The 25524-nt window shown below is 46.4% G+C and carries 17 protein-coding genes, 1 riboswitch and 1 other annotated feature; of the genes, 12 read left to right on the top strand and 5 right to left on the bottom strand.

Annotation, left to right across the window (positions count from 1 at the left end; translation table 11 throughout):
* Window positions 1–12 precede the first annotated feature (12 nt).
* Window positions 13–921, bottom strand: a complete 909-nt coding sequence (locus tag J2Z66_RS11910) for a LysR family transcriptional regulator (protein ID WP_209971615.1) — start codon at window positions 919–921, stop codon at window positions 13–15.
* A gap of 122 nt (window positions 922–1043) precedes the next feature.
* Here J2Z66_RS11910 and J2Z66_RS11915 point away from each other — a divergent pair, with 122 nt between their 5' ends.
* The 10 genes from J2Z66_RS11915 (at window position 1044) to J2Z66_RS11960 (ending at window position 18995) form a co-directional block, all read left to right on the top strand.
* Window positions 1044–2330, top strand: coding sequence for an adenylosuccinate synthase (locus J2Z66_RS11915; protein ID WP_209971616.1), 1287 nt, complete (start codon window positions 1044–1046; stop codon window positions 2328–2330).
* 180 nt (window positions 2331–2510) lie between these two features.
* Window positions 2511–3518, top strand: coding sequence for a hypothetical protein (locus tag J2Z66_RS11920; protein WP_209971617.1), 1008 nt, complete (start codon window positions 2511–2513; stop codon window positions 3516–3518).
* Window positions 3519–3569: 51 nt separating this feature from the next.
* Entirely contained in the window at window positions 3570–5297 is a 1728-nt protein-coding gene (locus J2Z66_RS11925; protein ID WP_209971618.1) for a hypothetical protein, read from the top strand.
* Window positions 5294–8341 carry a DEAD/DEAH box helicase gene (locus tag J2Z66_RS11930; RefSeq protein ID WP_209971619.1) on the top strand — a complete coding sequence of 1016 codons (3048 nt, stop codon included), beginning with the start codon at window positions 5294–5296 and terminating at the stop codon, window positions 8339–8341. Before J2Z66_RS11925 ends, J2Z66_RS11930 begins: the two co-directional genes overlap by 4 nt.
* An 81-nt stretch (window positions 8342–8422) precedes the next feature.
* On the top strand, window positions 8423–8941 hold the full coding sequence (locus J2Z66_RS11935) for a DUF3450 family protein (protein WP_209971620.1): 519 nt from the start codon (window positions 8423–8425) through the stop codon (window positions 8939–8941).
* A gap of 91 nt (window positions 8942–9032) precedes the next feature.
* A complete protein-coding gene (locus J2Z66_RS11940) occupies window positions 9033–9764 on the top strand; it encodes an AIM24 family protein (protein ID WP_245375473.1) in 732 nt (243 codons plus the stop codon).
* 86 nt (window positions 9765–9850) lie between these two features.
* Window positions 9851–10112 (top strand) — a binding site (T-box leader).
* A gap of 46 nt (window positions 10113–10158) precedes the next feature.
* Window positions 10159–13251 (top strand): isoleucine--tRNA ligase, encoded by a 3093-nt coding sequence (ileS, locus tag J2Z66_RS11945; RefSeq protein WP_209971621.1) that lies wholly within the window; start codon window positions 10159–10161, stop codon window positions 13249–13251.
* Window positions 13252–14111: 860 nt separating this feature from the next.
* Entirely contained in the window at window positions 14112–15878 is a 1767-nt protein-coding gene (locus J2Z66_RS11950) for an ATP-binding cassette domain-containing protein (RefSeq protein WP_245375474.1), read from the top strand.
* Between the two features lie 13 nt (window positions 15879–15891).
* A complete protein-coding gene (locus J2Z66_RS11955; protein WP_209971622.1) occupies window positions 15892–17751 on the top strand; it encodes an ABC transporter ATP-binding protein in 1860 nt (619 codons plus the stop codon).
* A gap of 212 nt (window positions 17752–17963) precedes the next feature.
* Window positions 17964–18118: riboswitch (cyclic di-AMP (ydaO/yuaA leader) on the top strand.
* A gap of 1 nt (window position 18119) precedes the next feature.
* On the top strand, window positions 18120–18995 hold the full coding sequence (locus J2Z66_RS11960) for a C40 family peptidase (protein WP_245375475.1): 876 nt from the start codon (window positions 18120–18122) through the stop codon (window positions 18993–18995).
* Window positions 18996–19217: 222 nt separating this feature from the next.
* Here J2Z66_RS11960 and J2Z66_RS11965 read toward each other — a convergent pair whose 3' ends face one another.
* Window positions 19218–20729 (bottom strand): phosphodiester glycosidase family protein, encoded by a 1512-nt coding sequence (locus J2Z66_RS11965; RefSeq protein WP_209971623.1) that lies wholly within the window; start codon window positions 20727–20729, stop codon window positions 19218–19220.
* A gap of 139 nt (window positions 20730–20868) precedes the next feature.
* On the opposite strand from J2Z66_RS11965, the gene yyaC reads away from it, so the two are divergent.
* A complete protein-coding gene (gene yyaC / locus J2Z66_RS11970; RefSeq protein ID WP_209971624.1) occupies window positions 20869–21399 on the top strand; it encodes a spore protease YyaC in 531 nt (176 codons plus the stop codon).
* Here the strand turns inward: yyaC and J2Z66_RS11975 are convergent.
* The 3 genes from J2Z66_RS11975 to J2Z66_RS11985 form a co-directional block, all read right to left on the bottom strand.
* Entirely contained in the window at window positions 21396–21557 is a 162-nt protein-coding gene (locus J2Z66_RS11975) for a hypothetical protein (protein WP_209971625.1), read from the bottom strand. The two genes, yyaC and J2Z66_RS11975, sit on opposite strands and share 4 nt — an antisense overlap.
* A gap of 170 nt (window positions 21558–21727) precedes the next feature.
* The gene (locus J2Z66_RS11980; RefSeq protein WP_209971626.1) at window positions 21728–22282 is read right to left on the bottom strand and encodes an SMI1/KNR4 family protein; all 555 of its coding nucleotides are present in this window, start codon (window positions 22280–22282) and stop codon (window positions 21728–21730) included.
* Between the two features lie 347 nt (window positions 22283–22629).
* The gene (locus tag J2Z66_RS11985) at window positions 22630–23151 is read right to left on the bottom strand and encodes a CcdC protein domain-containing protein (protein ID WP_209971627.1); all 522 of its coding nucleotides are present in this window, start codon (window positions 23149–23151) and stop codon (window positions 22630–22632) included.
* Window positions 23152–23874: 723 nt separating this feature from the next.
* On the opposite strand from J2Z66_RS11985, the gene J2Z66_RS11990 reads away from it, so the two are divergent.
* Window positions 23875–25503 (top strand): sensor domain-containing diguanylate cyclase, encoded by a 1629-nt coding sequence (locus J2Z66_RS11990; RefSeq protein ID WP_209971628.1) that lies wholly within the window; start codon window positions 23875–23877, stop codon window positions 25501–25503.
* Window positions 25504–25524 lie beyond the last annotated feature (21 nt).

Raw genomic sequence — 25524 nt, forward strand, 5'->3', positions numbered from 1 at the left:
AAAGACACCTGGCTATGGTAGTTTAGGTGCTTCGGATATAGGCTGCAGCAAAGTGTTCAGCATCGTTTGGGCGGCATGAGACAGCGGTACATCCTTTAATGTGACAATCCCAATATGCCTGTGAGGGGGCTTGGGTGCCAGCTGTAGAGCAAACAGTCCGCCGGAAGCGAGCTCCTCCGTGGCAAATTCTGCTGTCACACAGGCAATCCCGAGCCCGGCTTTGGCAAATTGGATGAGCAGATCCATGCTCCCAAGTTCAAATTCAGGCTCGAGCCTTATTTTATGGCTTTGAAAGTAGGCATCAATCAACCTCCGCATATTGCTTCCTTTCTCCAGCAAAATAAGGGGATAAGCAGCAAGCTGCTTGGGGGTTACTTGCTGATCCTTTAAAGCCGCATATTTGCTTCCCGCTATAAAAACTTCCTGCAGCTTGCTGCCCTGCCAAACCGTAAGCTGTGAATCCTCATAAGGCAAATTGATGATGCCGAAATCGATTTTTCCATCTTTCAGCAGCTTCACGGTTTCTTGTGAGGTGCGGTTCGTAACATGCAGCTTAACCTCCGGGTAGTGCAGGTGAAAGGACTCCAGATAAGGCAGCAGGTAATACCTGCAGAGTGTATCGCTTGCTCCAACACGCACGACGCCGCTCTGCAGGCTGTGCATTTCTGTGAGCTTCTGCTCAGCTTCACTTACCAGTTGAAAGGCTTGCTCCAAGTAGCGGTACAACATCTCGCCTTCCACAGTCAGCTTGACTCCCCGTGAGGTCCGAAAAAATAACGCTCCGCCCAAACGCTCCTCCAACTGCTTGATCGCATGGCTTACTGCGGGCTGGGTAATAAACAAAGCCTCAGCGGCTTTCGAGAAGCTCCGCTCTCTGGCTGTTACGACAAATACACGGTATCCATCCAAATGAATGTCCATTCCTTAACCTCATTATATATCAATTTTATTTATACTAGATATTCATTATATTCATTTTTTTTATATCATAACATGAAATATAATGAAGTGGTTAGTAATAAACCGCCAAGGAGTGATTAATAATGAATCAAGGTGTTACGGCTATTGTAGGAGCTAATTGGGGCGATGAGGGTAAAGGGAAAATCACAGATTTGCTGGGAGATAAAGCGGATATCGTAATCCGTTTTCAGGGTGGGAATAATGCTGGACACACGATAATCAATGCGTACGGAAAGTTCGTGCTGCAAATGCTGCCATCGGGAGTATTTCACGAAACGGTTCTTAATGTAATTGGACCGGGGACCGCGCTGAATATAGAAGGTTTAATGAAAGAGCTGGATCAGCTGGCAGCCCGCGGTGTGCCGAAGCCGAAGCTGGCTATCTCAGACCGCAGTCAGGTCATTGTAGCTTATCATCCCTTATTTGACATGCTGGAAGAAGAGCGGCTGGGAAGCGGCCAGTTCGGTTCTACTAAATCCGGAATTGCTCCTTTCTATGCAGACAAATATAGCAAGATAGGCATTCAGGTCGCTGATTTGTATGATAAGGAAAGACTGAGAATGAAGCTGGAGAAGGCACTTGTTTTCAAAAATACGCTGCTTGAGCACTTATATAAGAAGGAAAAGCTAGTCCTCGATGAGATTCTTGAGCAGTTATGGCTTAGCGGGCAGGCTATTCTGCCTTTTGTCAGCGATACGACATTACTCCTGCATCAAGCGCTGCAGGATGGTAAATCGATTGTTGTCGAGGGACAGCTTGGAGCACTGCGCGATCCGGATCATGGGATCTATCCCTTTTCCACCTCGTCATCTACATTAGCTGGCTTCGCAGCCGTTGGCGCCGGTGTTCCACCCCATGCCATTAGGCGAATTGTAGCTGTGGCCAAAGCCTATTCCAGCTGTGTAGGCGCAGGCCCGTTCGTTACTGAACTTCATGGGCCTGAAGGCGACGAGCTGCGCAAACGGGGCGGGGATGCTGGTGAATACGGCTCCAAGACGGGAAGGCCGCGGCGCATGGGCTGGTTCGATGCCGTCGCAACACGATATGGTTGTATGCTGCAAGGAGCAACCGAGGTAGCTTTATCACTGCTGGATGTGCTGAGCTATCTGGAGCGAATCCCTGTATGCACGGCATATGAAATCGATGGCAAGCGATTGAGCCATTTTCCTCCTACCCCGCTGCTGGAACGGGCCTATCCCGTGTATGAATTGCTTCCGGGCTGGCAGTGTGACATTTCCGGAATTCGGGAATTCTCCAAGCTGCCTGAAGAAGCTAAACAATATGTGCAGTTTATTGAAAAACAGATTGGTGTTCCAATCCGAATGATCTCCAATGGTCCGCGACGTGAGGATTATATAGAGCTTAGCTAAGCAACGTATGACCGTATTTCACCCCAAAAATAAAGAGCTGCCCCCGAGAACTTTTTTCCAATTATTCTCGTCTATAGACATAGTGAGAAAAAATGCGAAATCGTGCATGAATGTGAGTAGCTATGGATGGGTACGGATAGCTATGGATACCCACGGATAGCTGATTAAGGGGTGCTGGCGATGCGAGGGATAAAAAAATGGGCAGGCTTATTCGTTATTGCAGATTTATTGCTGATGGCGCTGCTTACAGGCTGCACGCCCAGAAGCAGCGCGGCGGAATTAGAACCACCTGCAATAAAGCTCAGTGTAGACGGAGCAAGCTTGTTGTATAAGCGTGGCGGATACGAATGGAAAGGCAAAAATAAAAGTGTGATAGCGGATGCTCCATCACCCTATCAGCTGGTCAAGGACGATGTGCCCTTTACTGTGAAGCCTTCATCCAAGCTGAATATTGATTTCGAGGACAGTCCGGAAGTCATTTGGGCAAGCTTGTGGGAAGGCGATGCAGAGGGGAAGACGCTCGAGGTTCAAGATCATACGCTCAGCCTTCCCAAGGTGGAAGGGATTTATATGTATGCGATCCATGCGAAATGGGAAAAAGGGAATGCGGTCTATGCGATTAAAATTCAAGTGAAGCCTGAACAGCTGGAGGATGTTGTTTTAGCTGAAGCAACGATAGGGGAAGGCACTTCCAAGGGCCGAAAGCTGCTGCTTCGAATGACAGATGGGGTGTATAGAGAGGAGCAGGAGCCCGGTCCTTATGAGGGAGGAAGATGGGAAGGCAAGTTTCAATTGGATGTGCTGGATGAGCAGACGAAGCTGGTGGCTGGACTTGATTTGAATAAGGGCTTTCAGGAAGAGCTCTTATCGTTTCATGATAAATTCGATATTACTTTTGCAGATTATAATGGGGACGGAAATCCCGATTTCTCTATCGGTCAATATGCTTCCAGTAATCTTTATACATACCTGTTGTTTACAGTGACTAAGGATGGTATTTCGCAGCTTCCTATTAAGGGAGTGCCTGATCTATTCAGTTCGCAGCGGACCTATTCCCCTTTATTTACAAAGGTCAATGACACGACAATAAAGACAAGCTTCTATGACAATTCCAAAGGGCAGGATGTGGAGCAGTCTTTTTCGTGGACGGGAGAGGCTTTTGAGCTTTTGGAGCCGTCAAACAAATGATATAATGCAGATTGAGAAATCATTCAGGAAGGTGGAATATTTCGAGCTGCGATGTTAAATAAACAAATTCACAAGGATCAGATCAACTATTTACGTGAAGAGATGTTCGTCCACTTTGGAATACTGGTGCTGGAAAAGGGATTCAACTGTAATCATAAGGGAAATGTGTACAATATAGAGGTTGTAGCGAACAATGTTGTACAAGCCAAGGTGCAGGCTGATGGGATTTTTAGCGTCAGGCTTGATCTTGATTTTTTTGGTGTCAGCGAGTGCAGCTGCGTAGCGGTAGGACCCTGTATGCATTTAGCGGCTGTGTGCTTTCATTTGTATGCAGTGTATTATCGCCCAGAGCTGCTGCTTAGGGAAATTGGGGATATGAAGGCATTGTCCGAAGCGTCCAGGAACAAGGAAACGCGGCAGAAGCAAGCTGTTGAGGCCAAGCGTTCCAGGATTCAGAGGGCGGATGATCAGTTCAGAAGAGCATCGATGGCTGTTTCAGCACATGCCGAACAAACAAGACAGCAAATGCAAGAGGAGCCCGGCGAGGGTGATCTGGTGTCGGAATGGCGGCAATATTTTCAATGGATGTATGATCGTAATCAGCTGGGTCATCATTTCAATAAGGAAGTATTTTATCATACAACCCATAGTGTGCTTAATCGCCTTGCCAATGGATGGTCCCCGCAGGTCAAAGCATTATATGAGCTTCATGTTATTTTTTTTATGTTTGAAAAGCTCGATTTTTCTTCGGAGAGCAGGATGAGGGTGAGAGGTGATTTGGATCATAATCACAATCACAATCACAATCACAATCACAATCACAATCTGTCTCCCAATTCAGATGTTCTTGACCTCTGCTTGAACAAATTGGCCATACACGCAGGCATGGTAGATTGGACTACTGAAGCAGAGCAGTACGCAGCGCAACTGGAGGAAACGACGGCTTTTCTTTGGAGCGCAGCTTTTGAAAGTGGTAAGCCTTCTGCGTCCATGCAAAAGGCTTACCGCTTATTTTGGTCGAGTGCTCCGCTGCACCAGCCAGGAATAGAAAAGGAGATGCTCCGACTGCAAAGTGAATTGCAGAAAAAGGGGGCATCGTCTCTGGCAGGGGATTCCTTGCTTTTTTCCCTTGCTCATTTGTATTTGCTGCTGGGGAATGACCAGGAAGCTGAGCAAGGGCTTGACTGTATGGAACATATCGGGCTTGCCGAGCTTCTCGAATTCCCCCAATATTGCTCACGGCTTCAGGATCGGCCTCGGCAGTTGAAATGGGTTTTCAGATGCTTCCAGCAGGTCCAAGGTATGAACGATGAACAAGCGTTCGATACTTTATACGAGCAGTGGCTGGAAGTAGTCGATTATGCAGCTTCTGATGAAGAATGGTTAGGGCTGCTTGCTTCCATGATGCCAGGGACAAAGTATTATTATATGGAATACTTATTGAAGGTTAAGAGATATGAGGAATGGGCAGATTTTATGCTTTTCTTAGACAACGGTTTTTCTCTCGTCTACATAAATTCAACTTTATTAGAAGAAATAGAAAAGAAGGACGCAGAGCTGCTGCTTCCCGTGTACCATCAAGAAATAGAGCGGAATATCTTATCGAGGGGCCGCTCCTCCTATGAGACTGCAGCCGAGCTGCTGGTTGATCTGAAAAAGCTCTACGGTCGAATGAAGCAAATGCCCCGTTTTACCGACTATATCTATCGTCTTGTACAGCAATACAGTAGATTCCGGACATTTCGCGAAGGATTGAGAGAGAGGGGGCTGATTGAATGATTACCGCGGCAAAGGTTCAGGTTTATGGGGAATGGAGCCTTCCTGCCGGGCTATCCATATGGGGAGATGAAAATCCAGATGAAACTGCTGAGACTGCTGGTGCTGAAGGTGCTGAAGTTGCAGAAGTTGCAGAAGTTGCAGATAGAGGAACGATGGATGCGGCCAAGCTAAAGCGATACTTGTTTGCATGGCACAAAAAATCCTATTACGGCGCATTTATTGAACTGCATAAAAATGCCGGGAAGTCTGCGCTTTTGTTAACCCCTCTGCAGGCGCTGGACTACTTCTCGAATCCACTCCCTGTGAAGCATGTTTTTTTTCAGTGGGACGAAGAAATGGTAAAGCTTCAGCAAGTTGCTCCTTTATTCAAGCAAGTGTTGGACAACGGCTGGCTTTCGCCGGACTTCGAGGGATGGAAGATGAATGCGAATAGCTGGAGGCTGCAGCTTCCCGAAGATCAGCAGGAATCAGTAGAGGCTGTGTGTTTATCTATAGAAGAGCACCGTGATTTTTTGGAAAAGCTGTTGAATGTAATTCTCAGCACTAGCATAGAAGAACTGCTGGAGACTTACAGCGGCTTGAAACGAATATCTGATGTGCAGGGATGGCTGGAAAAGAAACGTGTGCAGGGCGGCAGCGATCTGAACATTTGGATGGATGAGGAAGATTGGCTTACAGAAATCGGCTGGAAGGACGATGGTACGCCCTTTCGCGTCTGCCTTCAGCTGGTAGATCCTGAAACTGGCGAGGAAGAATGGCATTTCCGGGTTCTTCTTGAGGATCGGAATCATCCTGATCTTTTGCGTTACTATGACCCGTGGTCATCTGGCGGCGCAGGCTTTGGATTAGCTCAGTTGGAGACGCATGAAGATGATGATGCTGAGGCAGCTTACCCTGATCATTGGAGAGGGCATGAAGAGCAGGTATTCAGGGCTATAAAAAGATGGCTGCTGCTGCATCCTGGGCTTCAAGCGGAAAGCCAGGAACAACTGATGCAAGAAATAAGTAGTGAGCAGGCCTGGGAATTTATGAGCAGCGGCAGCATCCGTTTGGTAGAAGCGGGTTATCCCGTATTTCTGCCTGCATGGTGGGAGCAGCTCGTACGTGCCAAGCCCAAGCTCAAAGCAGCGGTCAAATCTTCTGTAGGTTCTTCCCAACAGTCCATGTTTGGTTTGAATCAGATGATTAAGTTTGATTGGAAGGTAGCTGTTGGTGATCTGGAGCTGTCTGAGGAGGAATTTCGGCATATAGCCAGGAAGAACCAGCATCTTATCCAAATCCGGGGGAACTGGATTCAATTGGATCCTGCATTTATCGATCGGGTTCAGCAGGTAATGAAAGAGGTAGCGAAGAAGCAGGGGTTATCTTTTAAGGATGTGCTTGAGCTTCATTTATTGCAGGATATGGATCATGAACAGGAGCTTGGGGATCTGGCAGAAGGAGCTTCAGACCGTCTGCACATAGAGGTGGAGCTGAACAGACACCTGACAGGGTTGATTGAGCAGCTGCAGCACTCGGCTTTTCTTCCTCAAATTCAGGCTCCGGCTTCCTTTCAAGGTAAAATGCGAAAGTATCAGCAGGAGGGGACATCGTGGCTGCTTTTTCTGCGGAGCTTCGGGCTTGGCGGTTGTCTGGCCGACGATATGGGACTGGGGAAGACGATTCAGTGGATCGCTTATTTGCTCCATATCAAGGAATCCGAACCTTTGCAGACAGCCTCACTGCTGATTTGTCCTACCTCCGTGCTGGGCAACTGGCAGAAAGAGCTGGAGCGGTTTGCCCCAAGCATGCGCATTTACCTCCATTACGGTCCGGATCGTAAAAAAGGAGAAGCTTTTACAGCAGCTATACAAGGCTGCGATCTGGTTATGACATCTTATCATTTGGCTTATTTAGATGAGCATGAGCTTTCTTCCGTGCGATGGAACTGCATTTGCCTGGATGAAGCCCAGAATATCAAGAATGCTTATACGAAGCAATCTGCAGCGATCCGGCGCTTGAACGGCCAACACCGTATTGCATTGACCGGCACGCCCATAGAAAATCGGCTGACAGAATTATGGTCGATCTATGATTTTATCAATCCTGGTTATTTGGGTAAACGAAATGGCTTCAACAAGCGCTTTGTGCATGGAATTGAGAAAACCAAGGATCCCGTTCTTGTCGGGAACATGCAGCAGTATATTCAACCTTTTCTTCTGCGCAGGCTTAAGAATGATCCATCCATAGAGCTCGATCTTCCTGAGAAAACAGAGTCTAAGGTATATGTGCCATTAACCTTGGAGCAGGGGACTTTGTATGAAAGTGTCGTTAACGACATGCTTGCCAAGGTTGAGAAGCTGAGTCCAATGGAGCGCAGGGGACTGATTCTTTCTTCGTTAACGAGGCTGAAGCAGATATGCAATCACCCGTCTCTTGTGTTGAAGGATGCTTATTCACACGGTTCACCGCAGCGCTCTGCCAAAATGATCAGACTGCTGGAGATGATCGGCGAACTGCGCATGGAAGGGGACCGCTGCCTCATATTTACCCAGTTTGTGGAAATGGGCAAGCTGCTGCAGAGCACTATTGAGCGAGAGCTTGGGGAAAAAGTAATGTTCATGCACGGCGGATCCTCCAAGCTGCAAAGGGATGAGATGATTTCGCGTTTCCAGGGACAGCATCCTCAGTCTCTTCAGTCATCCCAGCCAATTCGTTCACCGCAGCATAAGGAAAGTGCAGTGTTCATCCTTTCGCTGAAGACAGGCGGGGTTGGACTTAATTTAACAGCAGCCAATCATGTATTCCATTTCGACCGCTGGTGGAATCCTGCCGTTGAGAATCAGGCTACGGATCGTGTATATCGCATCGGACAGCATAAGCATGTGCAGGTTCATAAGTTTGTCTCACTGGGCACACTGGAGGAGCGGATCGATGAAATGCTTGCACGAAAGCTGGAGCTTGCCGAGGACATTGTCGGAACTGGAGACAAATGGATCACTGAGCTGTCTACGGATCATTTGCGTGATCTGCTCACATTGCGGAGAGATTGGATAGAGTTGTGATAGCAAATCCTTTCATTGGTTTATAGCGAAATTTGCGGTAAAATGGTGGAAAGGGTATTTATTTGGCAAGGGGGGAGAAGCATGCAGGCAAACAAGGAATCATTAGCACCTAAGAAGTTAAGGGTACGTAAACGCAAGCTTAGAGCAGGGCGTGCCTTAATCTGTTTAACTATGCTGCTTTTCCTGGTGCAGAGCACTGCCCCTGAGGCAAATGCCGGTTTCTTTGACCGGGTTAAAGACATCTACCAGCTGCCGGATAATTTTCAGGATTTACAGCAGGAATATTTGGATACGAAGCAAGAGCTGCAGGATCAGAAAGATAAATTAGTGGAGCAGGCGGAGAATTTGGAGCAGGTGCTGCAAAGCTCTAAAGAGGCGGAAGAGCGGCTAAATGCGCAAAACCGTCAACTGCAGGAGCAAAATGAGAGCCTGCAGGAGCGGCTGAAGCTGATGGAGCAGAATGCTGCAGATAAAGCGGCGCGGAATCGCAAAATTGCGGTGATGATAGGCACGGCAGTGGCGCTGATTTTGTTTTATTTTGTCGCCGGAAGGCTGTTTCGGGTCATCGTTTGGCGCCGTCAAAAGGGCAGGGTCCGTTAAATTGACAAGCACATTTTGTGGACTAGGAGTTTAGTTTTGACGTAATTTATGAAGTAAGTTATGAAGTTAAGTTATAAAGTAAGTTTAAGTTTTGCTGAAGCAAAACTCCGGGGAGGGAAGCAGCATAGATATTTCGTTTGAACAGGCGCAGCAGCGGAACTTCATGGCAACCTTATCCGTCGAGAAGAACGAGTCTTTGTATGTGCTGCATCCCAGTCAGATCGTCGTTTTTCAGGGAGCCTCCTACCAGAGGGAAGACTCCTTTATGAGAATCCCTAATATGTACAGGAAAAAGAAGTTTCTGCATTCCCGTATTCGTGGTCCAGCCAGCTTAATGATTGGGCTTCCGGATCAATATTGTATTACAACCTTGCCGATTGAGGCTGAGGATGATCTTCTTTTTGAATTCAAAAATGTGTTGTTTTATACGGAAGGCATCAAATATCATGCTCATGTGCAAAGTGTGCGCAATGCGGTTATAACGCGGGATCTGGTTAAAATGCGCTTCGAAGGGCCTGGTACTTTGGGCCTGCTGACAGCCGGTCCCCTGTATACTATGGAGCTCCATCCTGTGAAGCCCGTTTATATTGATATGGCTTGTCTGGTTGCTTTTCCTCAGAAAGCTGACATACGACTGTGTGTCTATGGAAATACACTGGCCAGTCAAAATATGAATTACCAGTGGGAGATGACCGGACATGGTTCTGTGCTTCTACAGCCCTGCAAGCCTAACAAAGCACTAGACGAGCAGATGGAAAATGATAGCTTTATTCGCCGGATTTTGCGGGAAGTGATCCCTTTTGGCGGTATTTTTATACGCTAGCTGCGGCGAATGTAGGCTTCGCATACTTGACACCAAACAGGGAACCCTGTATATATATAATCATAGGAACTTTTCGAATTCAAAAATCAAAATCAATGACGAGCAAGAGTAAGCTATCTACTGATCTGCAGAGAGCCGACGCAAGCTGAAAGCCGGTGTTCAGTTCAAAGCCCAAAATCAGCTCGGAGATGCCAAGCCGAACGTCCAGTTTGCAGGACTACTAAGCGCGGCCGGGATTCCGCCGTTACAAGGAACACGTATGCTGGTACGTAGCGGAGTGCTGCGAGGATCGAATTCAGATCATTTGCGGAACAAGGGTGGTAACGCGAGTATAAACTCGTCCCTTACGGGCGGGTTTTTTTGTTGTTTATTTTACAGAAAAGGAATGATGGACATGCGTAAGGTTGATGTGAAGGAACGGGCAAGAACACGCGAGCTGCAGGTGCTCTCTTATTGGAAGGAGAATGATACTTTCCGTAAATCGATCGACGAGCGGGGGGACAAAGGCAACTTCGTATTCTATGAAGGCCCGCCTACCGCTAATGGATCTCCGCATATCGGGCATGTGCTTGGACGTGTGATCAAGGACTTTATTTGCCGCTATCAGACGATGGCTGGCTACAAAGTAATCCGCAAAGCCGGCTGGGACACACATGGACTTCCTGTTGAGCTTGGTGTTGAGAAGCAGCTGGGCATCTCAGGAAAACAAGAGATTGAAAAATACGGCGTTGCGGAATTTGTAGAGCGTTGTAAAGCCAGTGTGTTCGTATACGAAAAGCAGTGGCGCGAGCTGACAGAAGCAATCGGCTACTGGACTGATATGGACCATCCTTATGTTACATTGACTAATAATTACATTGAGAGCGTATGGTACTTGCTTTCTGAAATTCATAAGAAGGGCTTATTGTTCAAGGGACATAGAGTAAGCCCATACTGTCCTTGCTGTCAGACGACGCTTAGCTCTCATGAGGTTGCTCAGGGCTACGAGGATGTTAAGGATTTAAGCGCAACGGTAAAGTTTAAATTAAAGGGTCGCAGTGAATTTATTTTGGCTTGGACAACTACGCCTTGGACTTTGCCGGCCAATGTGGCGCTCGCTGTAAATAAAGATATTGATTACGCTAAAGTGAAGCAGGCAGACTCCGTTTATATCGTGGCACAGAACCTGGTTGAAAAGGTAATGAAAGACGAATATGAAATTGTCGGCTTAATGAAGGGCTCCGAGCTGGTTGGCCTGCCTTATGAAGCACCTCTGGAATATGCCAAGGTTGAGGGCGGTCATGTCGTGATTGAAGGAGACTTTGTCAGTGATTCCAGCGGAACAGGAATTGTCCACATTGCTCCCGCTCATGGTGAGGACGATTATAAAGTGGCCCGTCAACAGGGCATTGGTATGCTGAATGTTGTAGATTTGGCAGGACGTTACACTTCTGAAGTTACAGATTTCGTTGGACGTTTTGTTAAGGATTGCGACGTTGACATTGTAAGACTGCTTTCTGAGCGCGGGCTTTTGTTCGCCAAAGAAAAATATGAGCATAGCTACCCGTTCTGCTGGCGCTGCAAATCGCCGCTGATCTATTATGCAATGGAAAGCTGGTTCATTAAAACGACCGCTGTTAAAGATCAATTGATTGCAAACAACGCGCAGGTTGAATGGTATCCATCGCATTTGCGTGAAGGCCGCTTTGGAAAGTTTCTGGAAGAGCTTGTCGACTGGAATATCAGCCGCAACCGTTATTGGGGAACTCCTCTTAATGTATGGATATGCCAAGACTGTGGCGGAGAATATTCGCCTAGCAGCCATGAGGATTTGCGTAATCATGCTATTGGCCCTGTATCACCAGAGCTTGAGCTTCATAAGCCTTATGTGGATGAGGTAAAGCTGAGCTGTCCACACTGCAAGACAGGTACCATGGACCGTACCTCTGAGGTAATCGACGTCTGGTTTGACAGCGGCTCGATGCCTTTTGCCCAACATCATGCTCCTTTTGAGAATCGAGAGGCGTTTGAGCAGCAGTATCCGGCAGATATTATTTGTGAAGGCATTGATCAGACGCGCGGCTGGTTCTTTAGCCTGCTGGCGGTTTCTACACTGTTCAATGGCAAAGCTCCATATAAGGCAGTTCTTTCTACAGGTCATATCCTCGATGAGAACGGTCAAAAAATGTCCAAGAGCAAAGGAAATGTGATCGATCCGTGGGAGATCATCGAAGAGTACGGCAGCGATGCGTTCCGTTGGGCATTGCTCGCGGACAGCGCTCCCTGGAACAGCAAGCGGTTTTCCAAATCGATTGTGGCTGAAGCCAAATCGAAAATTGTCGATACGATTGTGAACACTCACGCTTTCTTTGTTCTGTATGCTTCAATTGATGGTTATGATCCGCAGGCTTACCCCAATCAGAAGGCTTCGGACAACAAGCTGGACCGTTGGATTATTTCACGCCTGAACAGTCTGCTGGGCAAGGTGAATAAAGCTTTGAAGGTAAATGATTTCCTTAACCCTGCCAAGGAAATTGCGATTTTTGTTGACGAAATCAGCAATTGGTACATTCGTCGGTCGCGTGACCGCTTCTGGGGCAGCGGATTAACGGAAGACAAGCTAGCGGCGTATGGCACCTTGCAAACCGTGCTGCTCAGTTTGTCCAGGATGATTGCCCCTTACATGCCTTTCTTAGCCGAGGATCTGTATAGGAACCTAGGTGATGGAGGAAGCGTACATTTGGCGCTTTATCCGCAAGCAGATGAGCAGCTCGTGGATGTACAGCTTGAAGAGGAAATGGAAAATGTCCGAAATATCGTTGAGCTGGCACGCAATATCCGCAATGAAACAGGTCTCAAAACAAGGCAGCCGCTGTCAGAATTGATTGTCTCGCTCGATCGTTCCTTCGAGATCGCTGCGTATACAGACATCATTCAAGATGAAATGAATGTGAAATCGATCCGGATCGAGGTCGGAGAAAACGATCTGGTCGATGTTTCATTGAAGCTGAATTTGAAGATTGCAGGCCCTAAATACGGTAAAAACGTGGGCAGCATTCAGAATGCTCTACGCTCAATGAGTGCTGAGGAGGCCCGTTCCGTCGTGCAGCAGGGCGTATACCAGCACACTGCCGCTTCCGGGGAACAGCTCGATATTCCTGTCGATGAGCTGCTGGTTGAAACCAAAGCTAAGCCAGGGTTCGCATCGGCTTCCGGCTATCAAATTACAGTGACACTGAACACGCAGCTGACGAAAGAGCTGGAACAGGAAGGTCTTGTCCGTGAAGTCGTCCGCGTCGTACAGGATTACCGGAAAAAGCTGGACCTGCCTATCGACAAACGCGTCGATCTTGTGCTCAAGGTAGACGGAGAAGTGAAAGAGGCGCTCGAACGGTTTGAAGAGGTACTATTCGAGAACGTACTGCTCAATAGCTTGTCGTTTGAAGAAGCAGCGGATATGGAGCAGGCTGAAATTGGCGATCAGTCGATTGGCATTTTGATTAGATAATGAGGGTGTACATGTGAAAATTATTGACTGTTGTTGACATGATATTGACTAAATATTGACTAAATATTGACTAAATATTGACTAAATATTGGAGTTGAATATTGGCCAAATGTTGACGTTGACTAACGTTGACCGCAGTTGACCTTATCATACGTAAAAAGAAGTAGAGCATAACGAATTAATCGTTATGTACTACTTCTTTTTTACTGTCTTGAATTACGGGAATTATGTAAAATTTATACATATATTAGTGTCGAAAAAACGCATTGGGCGTCCTTTAGGTGCGTGTTCGAAACTTAGGAGCGCTACGGGAGGGCATGTCTTGGGGGATGAGCTGAGAGTAGAGTAGGTGCTACTTTGAGCTACTTTAGCGATGTTTTTCATCGTTAAAAACCCTAGGTCGTCTCCAATACTTACTTTAACAATGAAAAACATCGTCCCCTTTCACCAACCAGAGAGGCCAGCCGTCCTCTTTTAACGATGAAAAACATCATTAACGTGACTACTTGACCTGGAAACCGTACTTTAACGATGAAAAACATCGTTAAGTGAAACACACGCTCAGGGATATGTTGTAGTGATATGGAAAACTGCGCTTTCTTTCTGATTCACTCCAAACAACTTTTACATTCTAATAAAACAATAAAAAAGACACCTTCAAGGTGTCTTTGATTATTTTTGGGTGTCTTCAAGCAGGGCATGTCGATCCCGGCTCCCTATAATATTAGTATAACCTGCGGATAATTATAAGTCTATATTTTTTGTAAAAATTTCTATATCTTAGAGATGTAGAAGCAGAAGTAAATGAAAAATAGCTGAAATGGTGGTGAAACCTAATTACATATGTGGATAGGCTGAAATTGAAGAAAAACAATTACTTTACATGTTTTCAGGATGCCTTCTCTATTCTTTACCGGGTTGATAAGCGGCCTGTCATAATCTTGGCTGTTGCGCTATTGGCATCCGTTCCGGTCATGCCGGCTGAGCTATGGCTGGTCAAAAGCTTGATCGATCGGATTCAGGTGTGGACCGCTACTGATCCGGTTGGACAGATTCTGGTTGTAGCTGCTTGGTTAGGCGTAATTATGCTTGTTAGCAATATTGCTCTAGGTGTGCAGATCCCGCTCGCTATGACGAGATTAATGGAATTGGGTACGCTGGAGGAACAACGTATGCTGTTAAAAAAAACCTCTTTGCTTCCAATAGCCGCTGTCGAATCTCCAGAGATGAAGGATCTTCGTGAACGAGCACTACAGATTTCACTTTATGATATTTACAGTACTGGCGTCCAAGTCTTGCAGATGTCACTTCAGTTAGGCATATTGATTGCAGTCATGCTGATATTTGGCCAATGGATTCCGGTAACTGCCGTTATGTTAGCTGCAGTGCTGTTATCTGTTGTCTCCAGTAAAACATCGAAAAGTCTCGAAAATCTGGCACGCATACAAACTCCCGACCGCAGACTGCTTCGTCATTATGCTGAGCTGATGACGGAACGGAACGGAGCCAAAGAGATCCGCTTGTTTGGCTTAGGTCGTTTATTAACTGAAAGGTGGACGCGAATACTTGAGCAGCAATCGAGTGAAACGACAAAGGCAGTTCGTTCTTCCGAACTACGCAAAATTGGGCCTGAGCTGCTAATGGCGTTAATCGGTGGGCTCCTCTTGGCATTGGTTGTCCTAATGCCTGGCGCGAATAAGCTGACTGCTGGAGATTTTGCTCTATTGTTTATGGCTTTAACTATGCTGTTGTCCCAACTGCCGGATTTGATCGGACAGATTGTTGCCATGCGCAAACAATACATGAAGTGGGAGGATTTCCGGGCTTATCTGGACCTTGAAGAAGAGAATCTTACGCGAGCAGATAGCCTAAATTCTGAAGAATCCTTGGACAGCTTACAATTACAGGTTAGCGAACTTTCATTCCGTTATCCGGGTGCTAGCCGGGACACTTTAAGTGGGGTCAGCTTTACGATTCCTCCCGGATGTCGTGCCGCATTGGTTGGTGAAAATGGTTCAGGAAAATCCACTCTGATCAAACTTCTATTAGGCTTGTATCCGCCGAACGAAGGGGAGATCATCTGGAGAGGTTCGAAAAATGGCCAAGTCACAAAAGCAATGGCTACTGATGGTCCTATATCAGTAGTGTTTCAGGATTTTACCCGTTTGTATTTGAATCTCAGGGAAAATGTGGCGCTTGGCAAATTAACAGCAATCGGGCAGGATGCTCTCTTACAGAGTTCGCTTCAGTCTGCAGGCAGCAGTTTCTCTGATTTGAACATACAGTTTGGTGCTCCATTTGGAGGCATAGAGCCGTCCGGTGGAGAATGGCAAAAGATAGCCACTGCCCGTGCAATGCTTAGAGATGCAAACTTTGTGTTTTTCGATGAACCGACTGCTGCACTGGATCCTCAAGCCGAGAAAGAAGCTTTTGAGTTGTTCTTACGTGTGACAAAGGGCCGGTCAGCGCTTCTAGTTACCCATAGGCTCGGAGCTGCCAAGCTAGCGGATTTGATAATCGTAATGAAGGATGGCCGGCTCGTAGAACAAGGAACGCATGACGAGTTAATGCAGAGAAGTGGTCCATACAGCCACATGTTCAATTTACAGGCATCTTGGTATCTTTAGGAGGGGGTAACGAATGAAGAACAATGCCCTTACTATGGTGAGAAGCAGCATCTTTCAGCTAATTTACCGGGTATGGAGAAGCATGCCCATTTTGTCATTGGTATGGCTCGGCATTCCTTTATTGCTTGGTGTGCTTATCGTGCCAGGCTTCTCTGCGCAGCGTGAACTCGTCGATTTGTTCGTTGGCGGGGGTACCGGGCTATTATGGAACGAGATGGTGCGGCTTGCTTGGCCGCCTCTTGCGGTTTTTACCGGTATATCGTTGCTCCGTGCAGCACTTTCAGCCTTGCATAACATTACCGATGCCAGATTTCGAGATCGGGCAACGATGCAAATTCAAGCAGAAGTTCATCAGAAGGCGGTTAATGTACCGCTTGAGCAGATGGAAGAAGCAGAATACTACAATCGGCTGCAGAGGTCAAAGGACACAGCTGGTACGGATTTGTTCGGAGTGCTGCAAAATGTGATCGCCTTTCTTCGTTTGTTTTTCGAGTTTATCGGACTTTTTATCGTGATGTGGTTAGCCGATCCAATTCTCGGAGTTTTGCTGGTCATTGTATTTTCCTTATCGTTCGCCATCAGACTGGAATCTGATATTGTCGTACGGCGGCTGAATCGTGATTTAACCCAATCGGGTCGGCAGTCGGACTATTTACGGGCTGTCTTGACCAAACCTGAGACGGTGAAAGAAATGCGGATTTTTGGTTCCATGGGCTATCTGATCGGTAAATGGAACGGGATCATGGGTGACTCTCTGGCACTGCGCATGAACGCGCGAAGAAGAGAAATAAAACACGGAATAGTCGTATCCTCTGTGCAAATTACGAGTTTAATTGGAGCTGTCACATGGATGGTGATGCAGATGAAGGCAGGCGGATTTACTGCAGGCACGTTTGTCATTGTATTTCTGGCAATGCGGCAAGCACACAGCATTTCGTCCAGGATGGCGCACCCGATAAGTAAAATATACATCCAGAGCTCCAAAGTCTTCGATTTGGTGGAGTTCCTAAGTATGAAGCCCCAGGAGTCGGGAGCCGAAGCAGAAGATACGACATGTTCCGACTATCATATGGTTAAAGAATTGATTCTTGGCGGTACTTCTCAAGCACTAAAAAAGAACGGCAAAATCGTATTTGAAAATGTTCATTATCAGTATTCCAGCGGGTTTAAACCAGCTCTGAGTAATATTTGTCTTAGTTTGAACCCTGGAGAAACGGTAGCGCTGGTCGGTGAGAATGGAGCAGGCAAATCTACCTTGGTACGGCTGCTGCTCGGCTTGTATAGCCCGACTTCTGGTAGAATGACTTGGGATGGCACTGATTATAGGCAGTTGGACCCAGACCTGATTCGCGGTTCCATGTCCGCAGTATTTCAGGACTATGTCCGGTATGAAACAACCTTACGCGATAATGTTGGCTTTGGATTACCTGATCATATCCATAACGACATCGCGATACGCAGGGCACTGCAGGTGAGTGGAGCAGCTTCTCTGGAGGAAACATCCGATGGACTTGATGCTAAAATAGGGCTGCTTTCAGCCGGCGGCCGTGAACTGAGCGGCGGGCAGTGGCAGCGACTAGCGATCGCAAGGGCGGCATTGCGCAATCCACAGCTGTTAGTACTTGACGAACCGACCGCTGCCCTGGATCCGCAGCATGAGACCGAGCTATATCAATCTTTTCGGGAAATGGCGGAAGGAAAGACTGTGCTGTTCGTCTCGCATCGGCTTGGCTGGGCGCGTTTCGCCAATCGTATCGTTGTACTCAAGGCTGGGCAAATCGTGGAGGAAGGCACACATGAGACTTTACTGGCGGCAGACGGCCAATACGCTGCCATGTTTCGGGCACAAGCACAATGGTATCGAGGAGCCTAGATAAAATTAATATGCATGTACGCAAAAAAAAGGGTGCTAAGGAGCACTCTTTTTTTTGCGGGAAGTTCATGAATAGCATGATCACTTGGGGGTAATTTGTTCAGGTGAAAAATATTAATTTTGCCGCGTCAGCTCTACAAATATCGTTAATTGGGCGAGATTTCCATAAATTAAAACTTGAAATCTTCTAGCAAACTATGGTAGTCTATCCAAGAGAAAAAATGCCGAGTCCGATTGCAGCAAAAGCATCGGTACGGGGGACCGCTTTATTTGGGGTGAATGAAAAGATTCCAATATGGATATCTGAACTAGGGAAACCTCTTCCCGAACCCGACAACTAACCTCGGAGGCTATCAGGAGGCCAAAAATTGAAAATTTTTGTCAAAAGGTTTATTTTGTCATGCGCTTTATTTTGTGCAAGTCTGGTCGTTGCCGCAGTTTCATATGCGTCTCCAGCGGATGAGGTTAAGGTTCAGGTGAACGATGAGCTTGTTTCATTCCCTGATGCACAGCCGTTCCTGGAAAAAGATAGTGTGCTGCAGGTTCCTCTGCGTTTTTTATCCGAGAAATTAGGGTATGAGGTAGAATGGAGCATGATAGGTACGGATCAGGTGAGCATAAAGCTTAAGAACAAGGAGCAGACCATTGATCTCTCTACAGGCGGCAATCACGCAATAGTGAATGGCAGCCCGGAAAGTCTGGATGGAATGGCGATCTTCTCTGAAGGAAGAACGTATGTACCGCTGCGCTTTATCGCAGAAACCTTTGGATCTCCCGTTCGTTGGGATTCCGACAATCAAATCGCTATTATAGAAACAGATGGGAAGACACACAAGCCTGCTTGGATCGCTCCTAAACCTGTTGAATCAGAGAAACCGGTACAACCAGATAAAAAGCAGCAAATTATTCAAACGGCCAATACGTTTATTGGAGTTCCTTACGTTTGGGGTGGAACCTCTCCGCAAGGCTTCGATTGCTCGGGCTTTGTTCGTTATGTTTTCCAAAATAAAGGCATATCGCTGCCTAGAACCTCTGCACAGATGCACAGCCAAGTTGGCACACCTGTGAAAGACTTACAAGCAGGAGACCTGGTGTTCTTTGCTAATAGCAGTGTCGATCATGTAGGTATTTATATTGGTGATGGCAAGTTCATTTCATCAACCAGCTCTAATGGAGTTCGAGTAGATAAACTGCTTAGTGGCTACTGGGGTGCAAGATACGTTGGCGCTAAAAGAGTGCTGTAAAATGAATGAAACTAGTGCTTAAGCTTTCCAAGTGATGTAAAATTTATTGCTTACTATTACCCGTGATATTTTGTTTTGAATCAGAATTTCAGGAGTTATATATATAAACGGATCAACAACATAAAAAGTTGCTCGCTCAAGCCAATTTTTCGCTTGAAGGAGCAACTTTTTTTCTAATGTGTGTGAAGATGCCGAAAAGAGGTTTTCTTGCAGCATTAAATCTTAATTAGCTGAAGATGGAAAAGTAAGTGAAGCCCGATATAAGCGCGCATCCCAACTTACTTGACCGCCAAGTGTTTCGATGACTGCGCGTAGAGGCAAGTAAATATGACCATCTTTTATGGTTGGAGCTATATCTAGCATTTTGGTTTCTCCATTCACTTCAAGGACCTTGCTGTCTGGCCTAAGCAGCAGCGCTTGATTTCCGTATTTTAGACTTAAAGTTCTAGCGGCTCCATCCCATTTAAAATCAGCGCCGATACGCTCCAGAATGCCACGGAAAGGCACCATGGTCGTCTCGGACAACAGATAGCCGCGGAATTCATTGACTAAGCTGCCGTTGACTACTAGCTGAATTTGAGCTTGACTCATTCGTTCCACAATAAATGCGTTGCTTAGCAGACGGCCAGGCTTTGTTAGTACGGTACCGTTGTAATAAAGCGCTGAGCTGGCTCCGCCATCCAGATTCATAGCATCAGTAAGTCCCAGCTTAAGCAGAACCTGCGCCATATTGTTCATCGTTGCGGCAGACATCGTACCCATAACGAGGCGCTTAGTTTTGTCCACACCGATAAAGCTTCGGGCATTGGCATTTGTTACGATTTTGGCATCTGTAAAGCCATCGCGCTTGTAGTCGATATCGACAACCCCATTTTTTAGAAGCAGGGGACCAGCGCCGACCGCCGCATCGATTTGTGGAAGCTTTGTAACCGCATTGGTGGCCGTATTAAGCAAGGAAGGCTCAAATGTCACCTTATCCCCGACGTGGAGATGAGGCAGTAAATGAGTGCTGTTATTGGAGCTGTTCCCAACCATGCAAACCTGACCGTCTTCGGGAATAGAAACGGCGGACTGGGTAATTGCTGTGATGAATCCATCCCGGATCACAATTTTCGTTGTGTTGGGAAAATCAATTTTTTGGCCAAATTCTCTGGTGTACCAGACTACCTGATCGGTTTGTGCCGCGCCGTAATATTTATTAACCGCCCACGGTTCAAAAGTATATACACTTCCATTGTGATCTACACGGACTTTAAGCGCCGTTTTTATTTGTTGTATGATGGCTGTTTTATCCGGTAATACGCTGAAGGCCTGATTCACACCAGAATGGACAATGTTTCCTGAGTTAATCATCAAGCCATTCGGATATCTTGCAGAATCGTCACTTACATAGGCATCAAAGAAAGCGCCGTTAACTCCTGCCACAGCCTGATTGTTTTTCATCATGGAATCAAAGGCTTCCACATGTCCAATTCCCGCCTTCGCTGTGACCGGCTTTATTCGCAAAAAAGGATCCTCCAGATCCACAGTTATCCATTTCACAGTATAAGCTTGACCGTTATAGCTGATTGTCTTACTTTGCTGTTGGACAGAAGGGGCAGTCTGAGCAGCAGCATGAGCTGCAGGCACACCGGAAGCAAGACCGAGGATGCAGCAGAGCAGCCAGATTCCTGTCATTTTATTTGCTGGAGCTTGACGTCTTACTTTGAATTTATGGAGCATACGGAGCATCATGTCATCACACCTTTCTGTTATTTTTCTATTATCGCCTACAAGGAAGCTAAAATAAAGAATAGCAGCAAAGTATAGACACGATCCATCCCCTTATGAAAGAATAAGTAAAAACCTGCGAATAAAGAAAGGATGCCGTTGAATGCTAACAGAGGGTAATGCACCCCGTGAACGATATTGGAAAAAAATAAAGGGAGGCCAGCTCCCTGCTTTTCTGGATACTGTCGCCCAAGAGAGCGGGCGGGCCGCAGGCCCCGTGGTTTTCGTCTGTATCGGAACAGACCGTTCGTCTGGCGATGCCCTGGGACCATTAGTTGGGACCCTTCTGCAGGAAGCAGGATATCCCCATGTTATAGGCACGCTTGAAGCGCCCTGCGATGCCAGCAATTTACCGCAAAGACTGCTTGAAATTCCTCAAGGGGCAACCATTATCGCAATTGATGCTTGTCTCGGACAGCATGCATCTGTAGGCCTGTTTCAAGTATCAAACCAGCCCGTCTATCCGGGAAAATCGGTTGGGAAAATGCTTCCACAGGTGGGTGATTACACGATTGCTGCTATCGTAAACGCTTCGGGGCCGAAACAGTATGCAATTTTACAAACAACCTCCCTGCATCTCGTTATGAAGATGTCGAAGGAGATTGCTGAAGCGGTAAAGCAGGTGTTTCTCTAAAAATCCCCAAAGCAAAGGCCTTCCAACTCGGCAGGCTCCTCCACGCCAGTCCCGGCGACACGCTTTGTACCGCTAGCCGCTGCCGACGAGGGAAAGCGCACCGCTTGTCCTTCACATCGGTCCGGCACAGATTGAACTTCTACCCTGGCTTCGATCACCGATTGCTTCGTGAAGTCGTGCACGCGCTAGTGGAGCAGGTGCCGTGCTAACGCTCCCGCTCCCCAGCAACTATTGGCAAGCGAAAGCCTTCCGACATCTAGGCTGTCAGACTGAATCAGGAAGTGCCGCAAGCCCCGGCTGCACGATCAGCACCCTCGATTCCTACCTTTTAATCGTTCAGTTCGTCTTCCACCGATGTCGTACCCCTGCATAGATCAGCCAAAGAATCCGCGATCTTCTTGCAATCTTCGTAGCCCAGATTACCGGAGTGTGCGGCAACAATCGGGTATTCCCCGTCCATCATGTCTTCTCGCATATCAAAAATATAATGATTGCCGCAGCCGTCCATACCAAGAGAAACTGCTCCCCGCATATACTCTGGAAATTCGTAAGCTAAATTCATCACCCTGAAATCGGCCGCACTGAAAAACTGAAAGTACCTCTCACCATTCACGAACTCTCCGCCGTTAGAATACTGGAGAAAGTCGATATAGCTGATTGGCAGCTTTTTTTGGGGCAGGGTCCACCGGGAGGGGTCGAACGGCTTATATTGACTATAGAGCGGATCTGTAACGGGAAAAGGATTTTGCTGCCGCTCAACGATTTCCGCGATCTCTTCTTCAGACATTGGCATATTCCACGCACATAGGAAGCGTTGCAAGTCGTCTTTCGACAAACCATCAATCTTCATGTACTCCTTCTCGAACACCGCATTCCAATTCATAGGCGGAGCCTCCCAATAAAAAGAGTTTTATAAACCCAATGCGCCCTTACGGACCTCAGATCCGTTATTTTAGTAATTCAAAGGTTTTTGCGGCGCTTACGGACCTGAAAGACGTTATTTATGCTCAAACCGCCCCGAAACCAATGAGTTTAGGGTAAATAACGGAACCTATGTCCGTAACTCTCGTGAAAAAGAGATAAATGGCAAAATAACGTACCTCATGTCCGTAAGCTATACGTCCATAAGACCCGGAACTAGGTAACATTAAGTAACCCGTCATAAGCGCACTCAAAGGACGCCGCAAAGCGCCTTTTTATGTGCTAACCATCCCTTTTTAGATTCAAGGTTTATACAGCATTTAAATTTGCTTTCAGCTTCACTTCTTCTCTTAGCAAATAACAGAAATACAGCACATAATAAGAGACGATTACAAAAAACACTCCCGCTGTCAGCGGATCCTTAGTAAATTGAGACGGATCAGCCATATTTATGCTGCCTGGTTCCGTACTGCCAAGAAGAAAAATAAGCCGATAGGCAATGCGGCCAAGGAAGAGAACAAGCACGGTCACCTCTATCCATAGATGGGTACGGTAATACCAGCCCTGTTCCCGTTTCTCGAAACGGGTATGGCGGATTGCTACGAAACCCAGCGCAGCCCCTGCGGCCAGTCCAATACCATCAGCAACAAAATAAATAGGATGAAGAATGCCAAGCGCCAAAATCAGCAGTCCCAGAATGCCGAAAAAAAGTGTCCGGAAGAGCAGGCGTCTACGACTGAGCTTCTGAAACCCGATCGATCTTTTGGTGCGGCGGTACACGATAAATCCGATTAATAGAGCAGTAAATAAATAGTGATAAGTCCCTTCCATTTGCGTTCCTCCCGCTGCAGCTTACTGGTGATAATTCATTGAAATTTCATTCTAACAAACATGCGGCATGTTTTAAAAATTATTTTTCCGTTTACAAATATAAAGCATACATTTCATATAGGCACGATAAACTTACTATTACACGTATTAGTATATGCAAGTGTGTTTGTGAACTTGTACAAAAGTATATGTACTTAGTCATTTAAAAGTTACAGCTGCATTTTATGTACAAAAGTTATAAACGCACGCATGTGCTGCTGCCTGGAAATCATAGCGTAAGGAGCTGATGGGACAATGCCCATGATTACCCACTTTAATTTTCGAAATTCTTCTAACGAAATCTACTGCTGTCTGCGAAATAGAGTCGTTCTCCTCGATAGCAAGCAATCCGAACAGTTTTGTAAGAGCTGTAAAATGTACGAGGGCGACTGCGGAGGAAGAGGTGTTGCCTGCGCTTGGGAGGATGCAAGGAATATTAACAACCCACACCTGGTTACTAATCCGCATGCGGAATTTTCCAGTAATCAAATCAGGCAGGTGCGCTTGAAGGGTCCGTCCATGCTAGTTTTCACAAGTTGATTATTCCTTTACTAACGGCTCCCCGGCGTCATGCAGCCCGCATGCACGCTTATTTTTGTTTATAAAGCTTTCAGCGGCTGTACGAAGACTCTGGTCGAATTGTATAGTATAATATAATCATTAAGTCGTGGAAAATGGGGAATCATGTTGTTCTCGAGAATAAAGACGTTTGCGGGAAAACAAACATTAAAATTTAGAGTTCGATTATGGGTAGGAACGATTATCCTGATGCTTGGCCTGTCTATTATGACTTCTTTTTATTTGCTTGGCAAAAATGACAGAGTTAATGAAATTAAGCAGCAATTGCAGCAGGTCATCACACTGCAAAGCCTTTATATTGAGCGGTGGACAGGAGAGCGGGCGGCTGATATCAAACGGATTGCTAACTCGGATAATGCCAGGCAGCTGAATATGGAGCGATTGTTTCGCGATTTGAAATCTTACTTCAGCGTGGATTCGGAGTATAACAATATATTTTTTGTTTCGGCTACGGGGTACTCCTCTACAGAGAGTCCGATATCCAATAATGTTTTTGTAGGAGACAGGGACTATTTTATTGCTGCCTCTAACAAACAGGATTTTATATCAGGTGTACTGATTTCCAAGGCAACAGGCCACCCTATGATTACGTTCTCCTCTCCTATACTGAGTCCTAGCAACGAATTTATTGGCGCAATTGTAGGGACCGTGAAGCTTCAAACTCTGGATGCAGTTATGACAAATTTGAATTTCGGTAAAACCGGTGAGCTTTTTGTTATAGATGAGAAGGGTGCGGTCATCACCAAATCCAAGGAGACGAATTCCCAGATAGGGAATGGCGAGATGAAGACGGAGATCGTGCAAAGAGCGCTTCAGGATAAAAAAGATTTTTCCCCTTATCAAGGATATAGAGATAGAGCCGTATATGGAGGCTATCAATGGGCTAATGAGCATAAGTGGATTATTGTTGGAGAAATTACCACAAGTGAAGTGTTCGAAAATCTAAATCGTATTTTGCTTTTACTTATTGTGATTACTCTCGTTGTTCTTCTTGTAAGCTTGTATGCTGTTTTCATTCTGACTTCATGGGTCGAGCGTCCCATTCATCATTTACTCAAGGGCACGAAGATTGTGAAGGATGGGAATTATGATTATCAAATTGCTTCAGAAGAAATGAAGCATGCACCAATTGAGCTTAGAGAGCTTTGTGAGACTTATAATGTGATGTCGAGCAAGTTAAAGAGTACGGTGGAGCTTTTAGAATATTCTGCTCTTAAGGATCATCTGACGGGAATTCATAATCGGAGATATATTATGACGGAAGGCAGCGCACTCATAGAAAGCGCGATTCAATTGGGGCAGCCTTGCTCAGTCATTATGGTGGATGTCGACTTTTTCAAGAAAATTAATGATACTTACGGTCATATTATCGGTGATAGGGTCCTCAAGCATATTGCCAGGCAATTGAGCCAGCATACCGATCGCAGTATAGTTGCTGGGAGATATGGTGGTGAGGAGTTTATTATTTTGGCCATTAATATGGATGCTTCCGGCAGCCTGCTGCTTGCCGAAGAGCTGAGAATATGGATGATCGAACACCCCTATACGGATGGTTCTCAAACAGTTGGCGTTACCGTAAGTATGGGAGTAGCTGACTACTTGCAGCATTTGGAATATGGAACCACACATTTGGAGGATATGATCTCAAGAGCGGATCAAGCGCTGTACTGGGCCAAATCCAGAGGAAGAAACCGTATTGATGTTCATTTGAAGGTTTCTCCTGATCTCCTATAATCTGCTGTAGGTGGAAGGCAT

Source organism: Paenibacillus eucommiae (assembly GCF_017874215.1).
In the GTDB taxonomy this organism is placed as follows: Bacteria; Bacillota; Bacilli; order Paenibacillales; family NBRC-103111; genus Paenibacillus_AI; species Paenibacillus_AI eucommiae.

Coding starts and splice junctions, on each gene's coding strand:
- J2Z66_RS11965 (WP_209971623.1), bottom strand. CDS start 20,729: ATGATGCTCCGTATGCTCCATAAATTCAAAGTAAGACGTCAAGCTCCA.
- ileS (WP_209971621.1), top strand. CDS start 10,159: ATGCGTAAGGTTGATGTGAAGGAACGGGCAAGAACACGCGAGCTGCAG.
- J2Z66_RS11925 (WP_209971618.1), top strand. CDS start 3,570: ATGTTAAATAAACAAATTCACAAGGATCAGATCAACTATTTACGTGAA.
- J2Z66_RS11955 (WP_209971622.1), top strand. CDS start 15,892: ATGAAGAACAATGCCCTTACTATGGTGAGAAGCAGCATCTTTCAGCTA.
- J2Z66_RS11985 (WP_209971627.1), bottom strand. CDS start 23,151: ATGGAAGGGACTTATCACTATTTATTTACTGCTCTATTAATCGGATTT.
- J2Z66_RS11990 (WP_209971628.1), top strand. CDS start 23,875: ATGTTGTTCTCGAGAATAAAGACGTTTGCGGGAAAACAAACATTAAAA.
- J2Z66_RS11915 (WP_209971616.1), top strand. CDS start 1,044: ATGAATCAAGGTGTTACGGCTATTGTAGGAGCTAATTGGGGCGATGAG.
- J2Z66_RS11930 (WP_209971619.1), top strand. CDS start 5,294: ATGATTACCGCGGCAAAGGTTCAGGTTTATGGGGAATGGAGCCTTCCT.
- J2Z66_RS11920 (WP_209971617.1), top strand. CDS start 2,511: ATGCGAGGGATAAAAAAATGGGCAGGCTTATTCGTTATTGCAGATTTA.
- yyaC (WP_209971624.1), top strand. CDS start 20,869: ATGCTAACAGAGGGTAATGCACCCCGTGAACGATATTGGAAAAAAATA.
- J2Z66_RS11980 (WP_209971626.1), bottom strand. CDS start 22,282: ATGAATTGGAATGCGGTGTTCGAGAAGGAGTACATGAAGATTGATGGT.
- J2Z66_RS11935 (WP_209971620.1), top strand. CDS start 8,423: ATGCAGGCAAACAAGGAATCATTAGCACCTAAGAAGTTAAGGGTACGT.
- J2Z66_RS11910 (WP_209971615.1), bottom strand. CDS start 921: ATGGACATTCATTTGGATGGATACCGTGTATTTGTCGTAACAGCCAGA.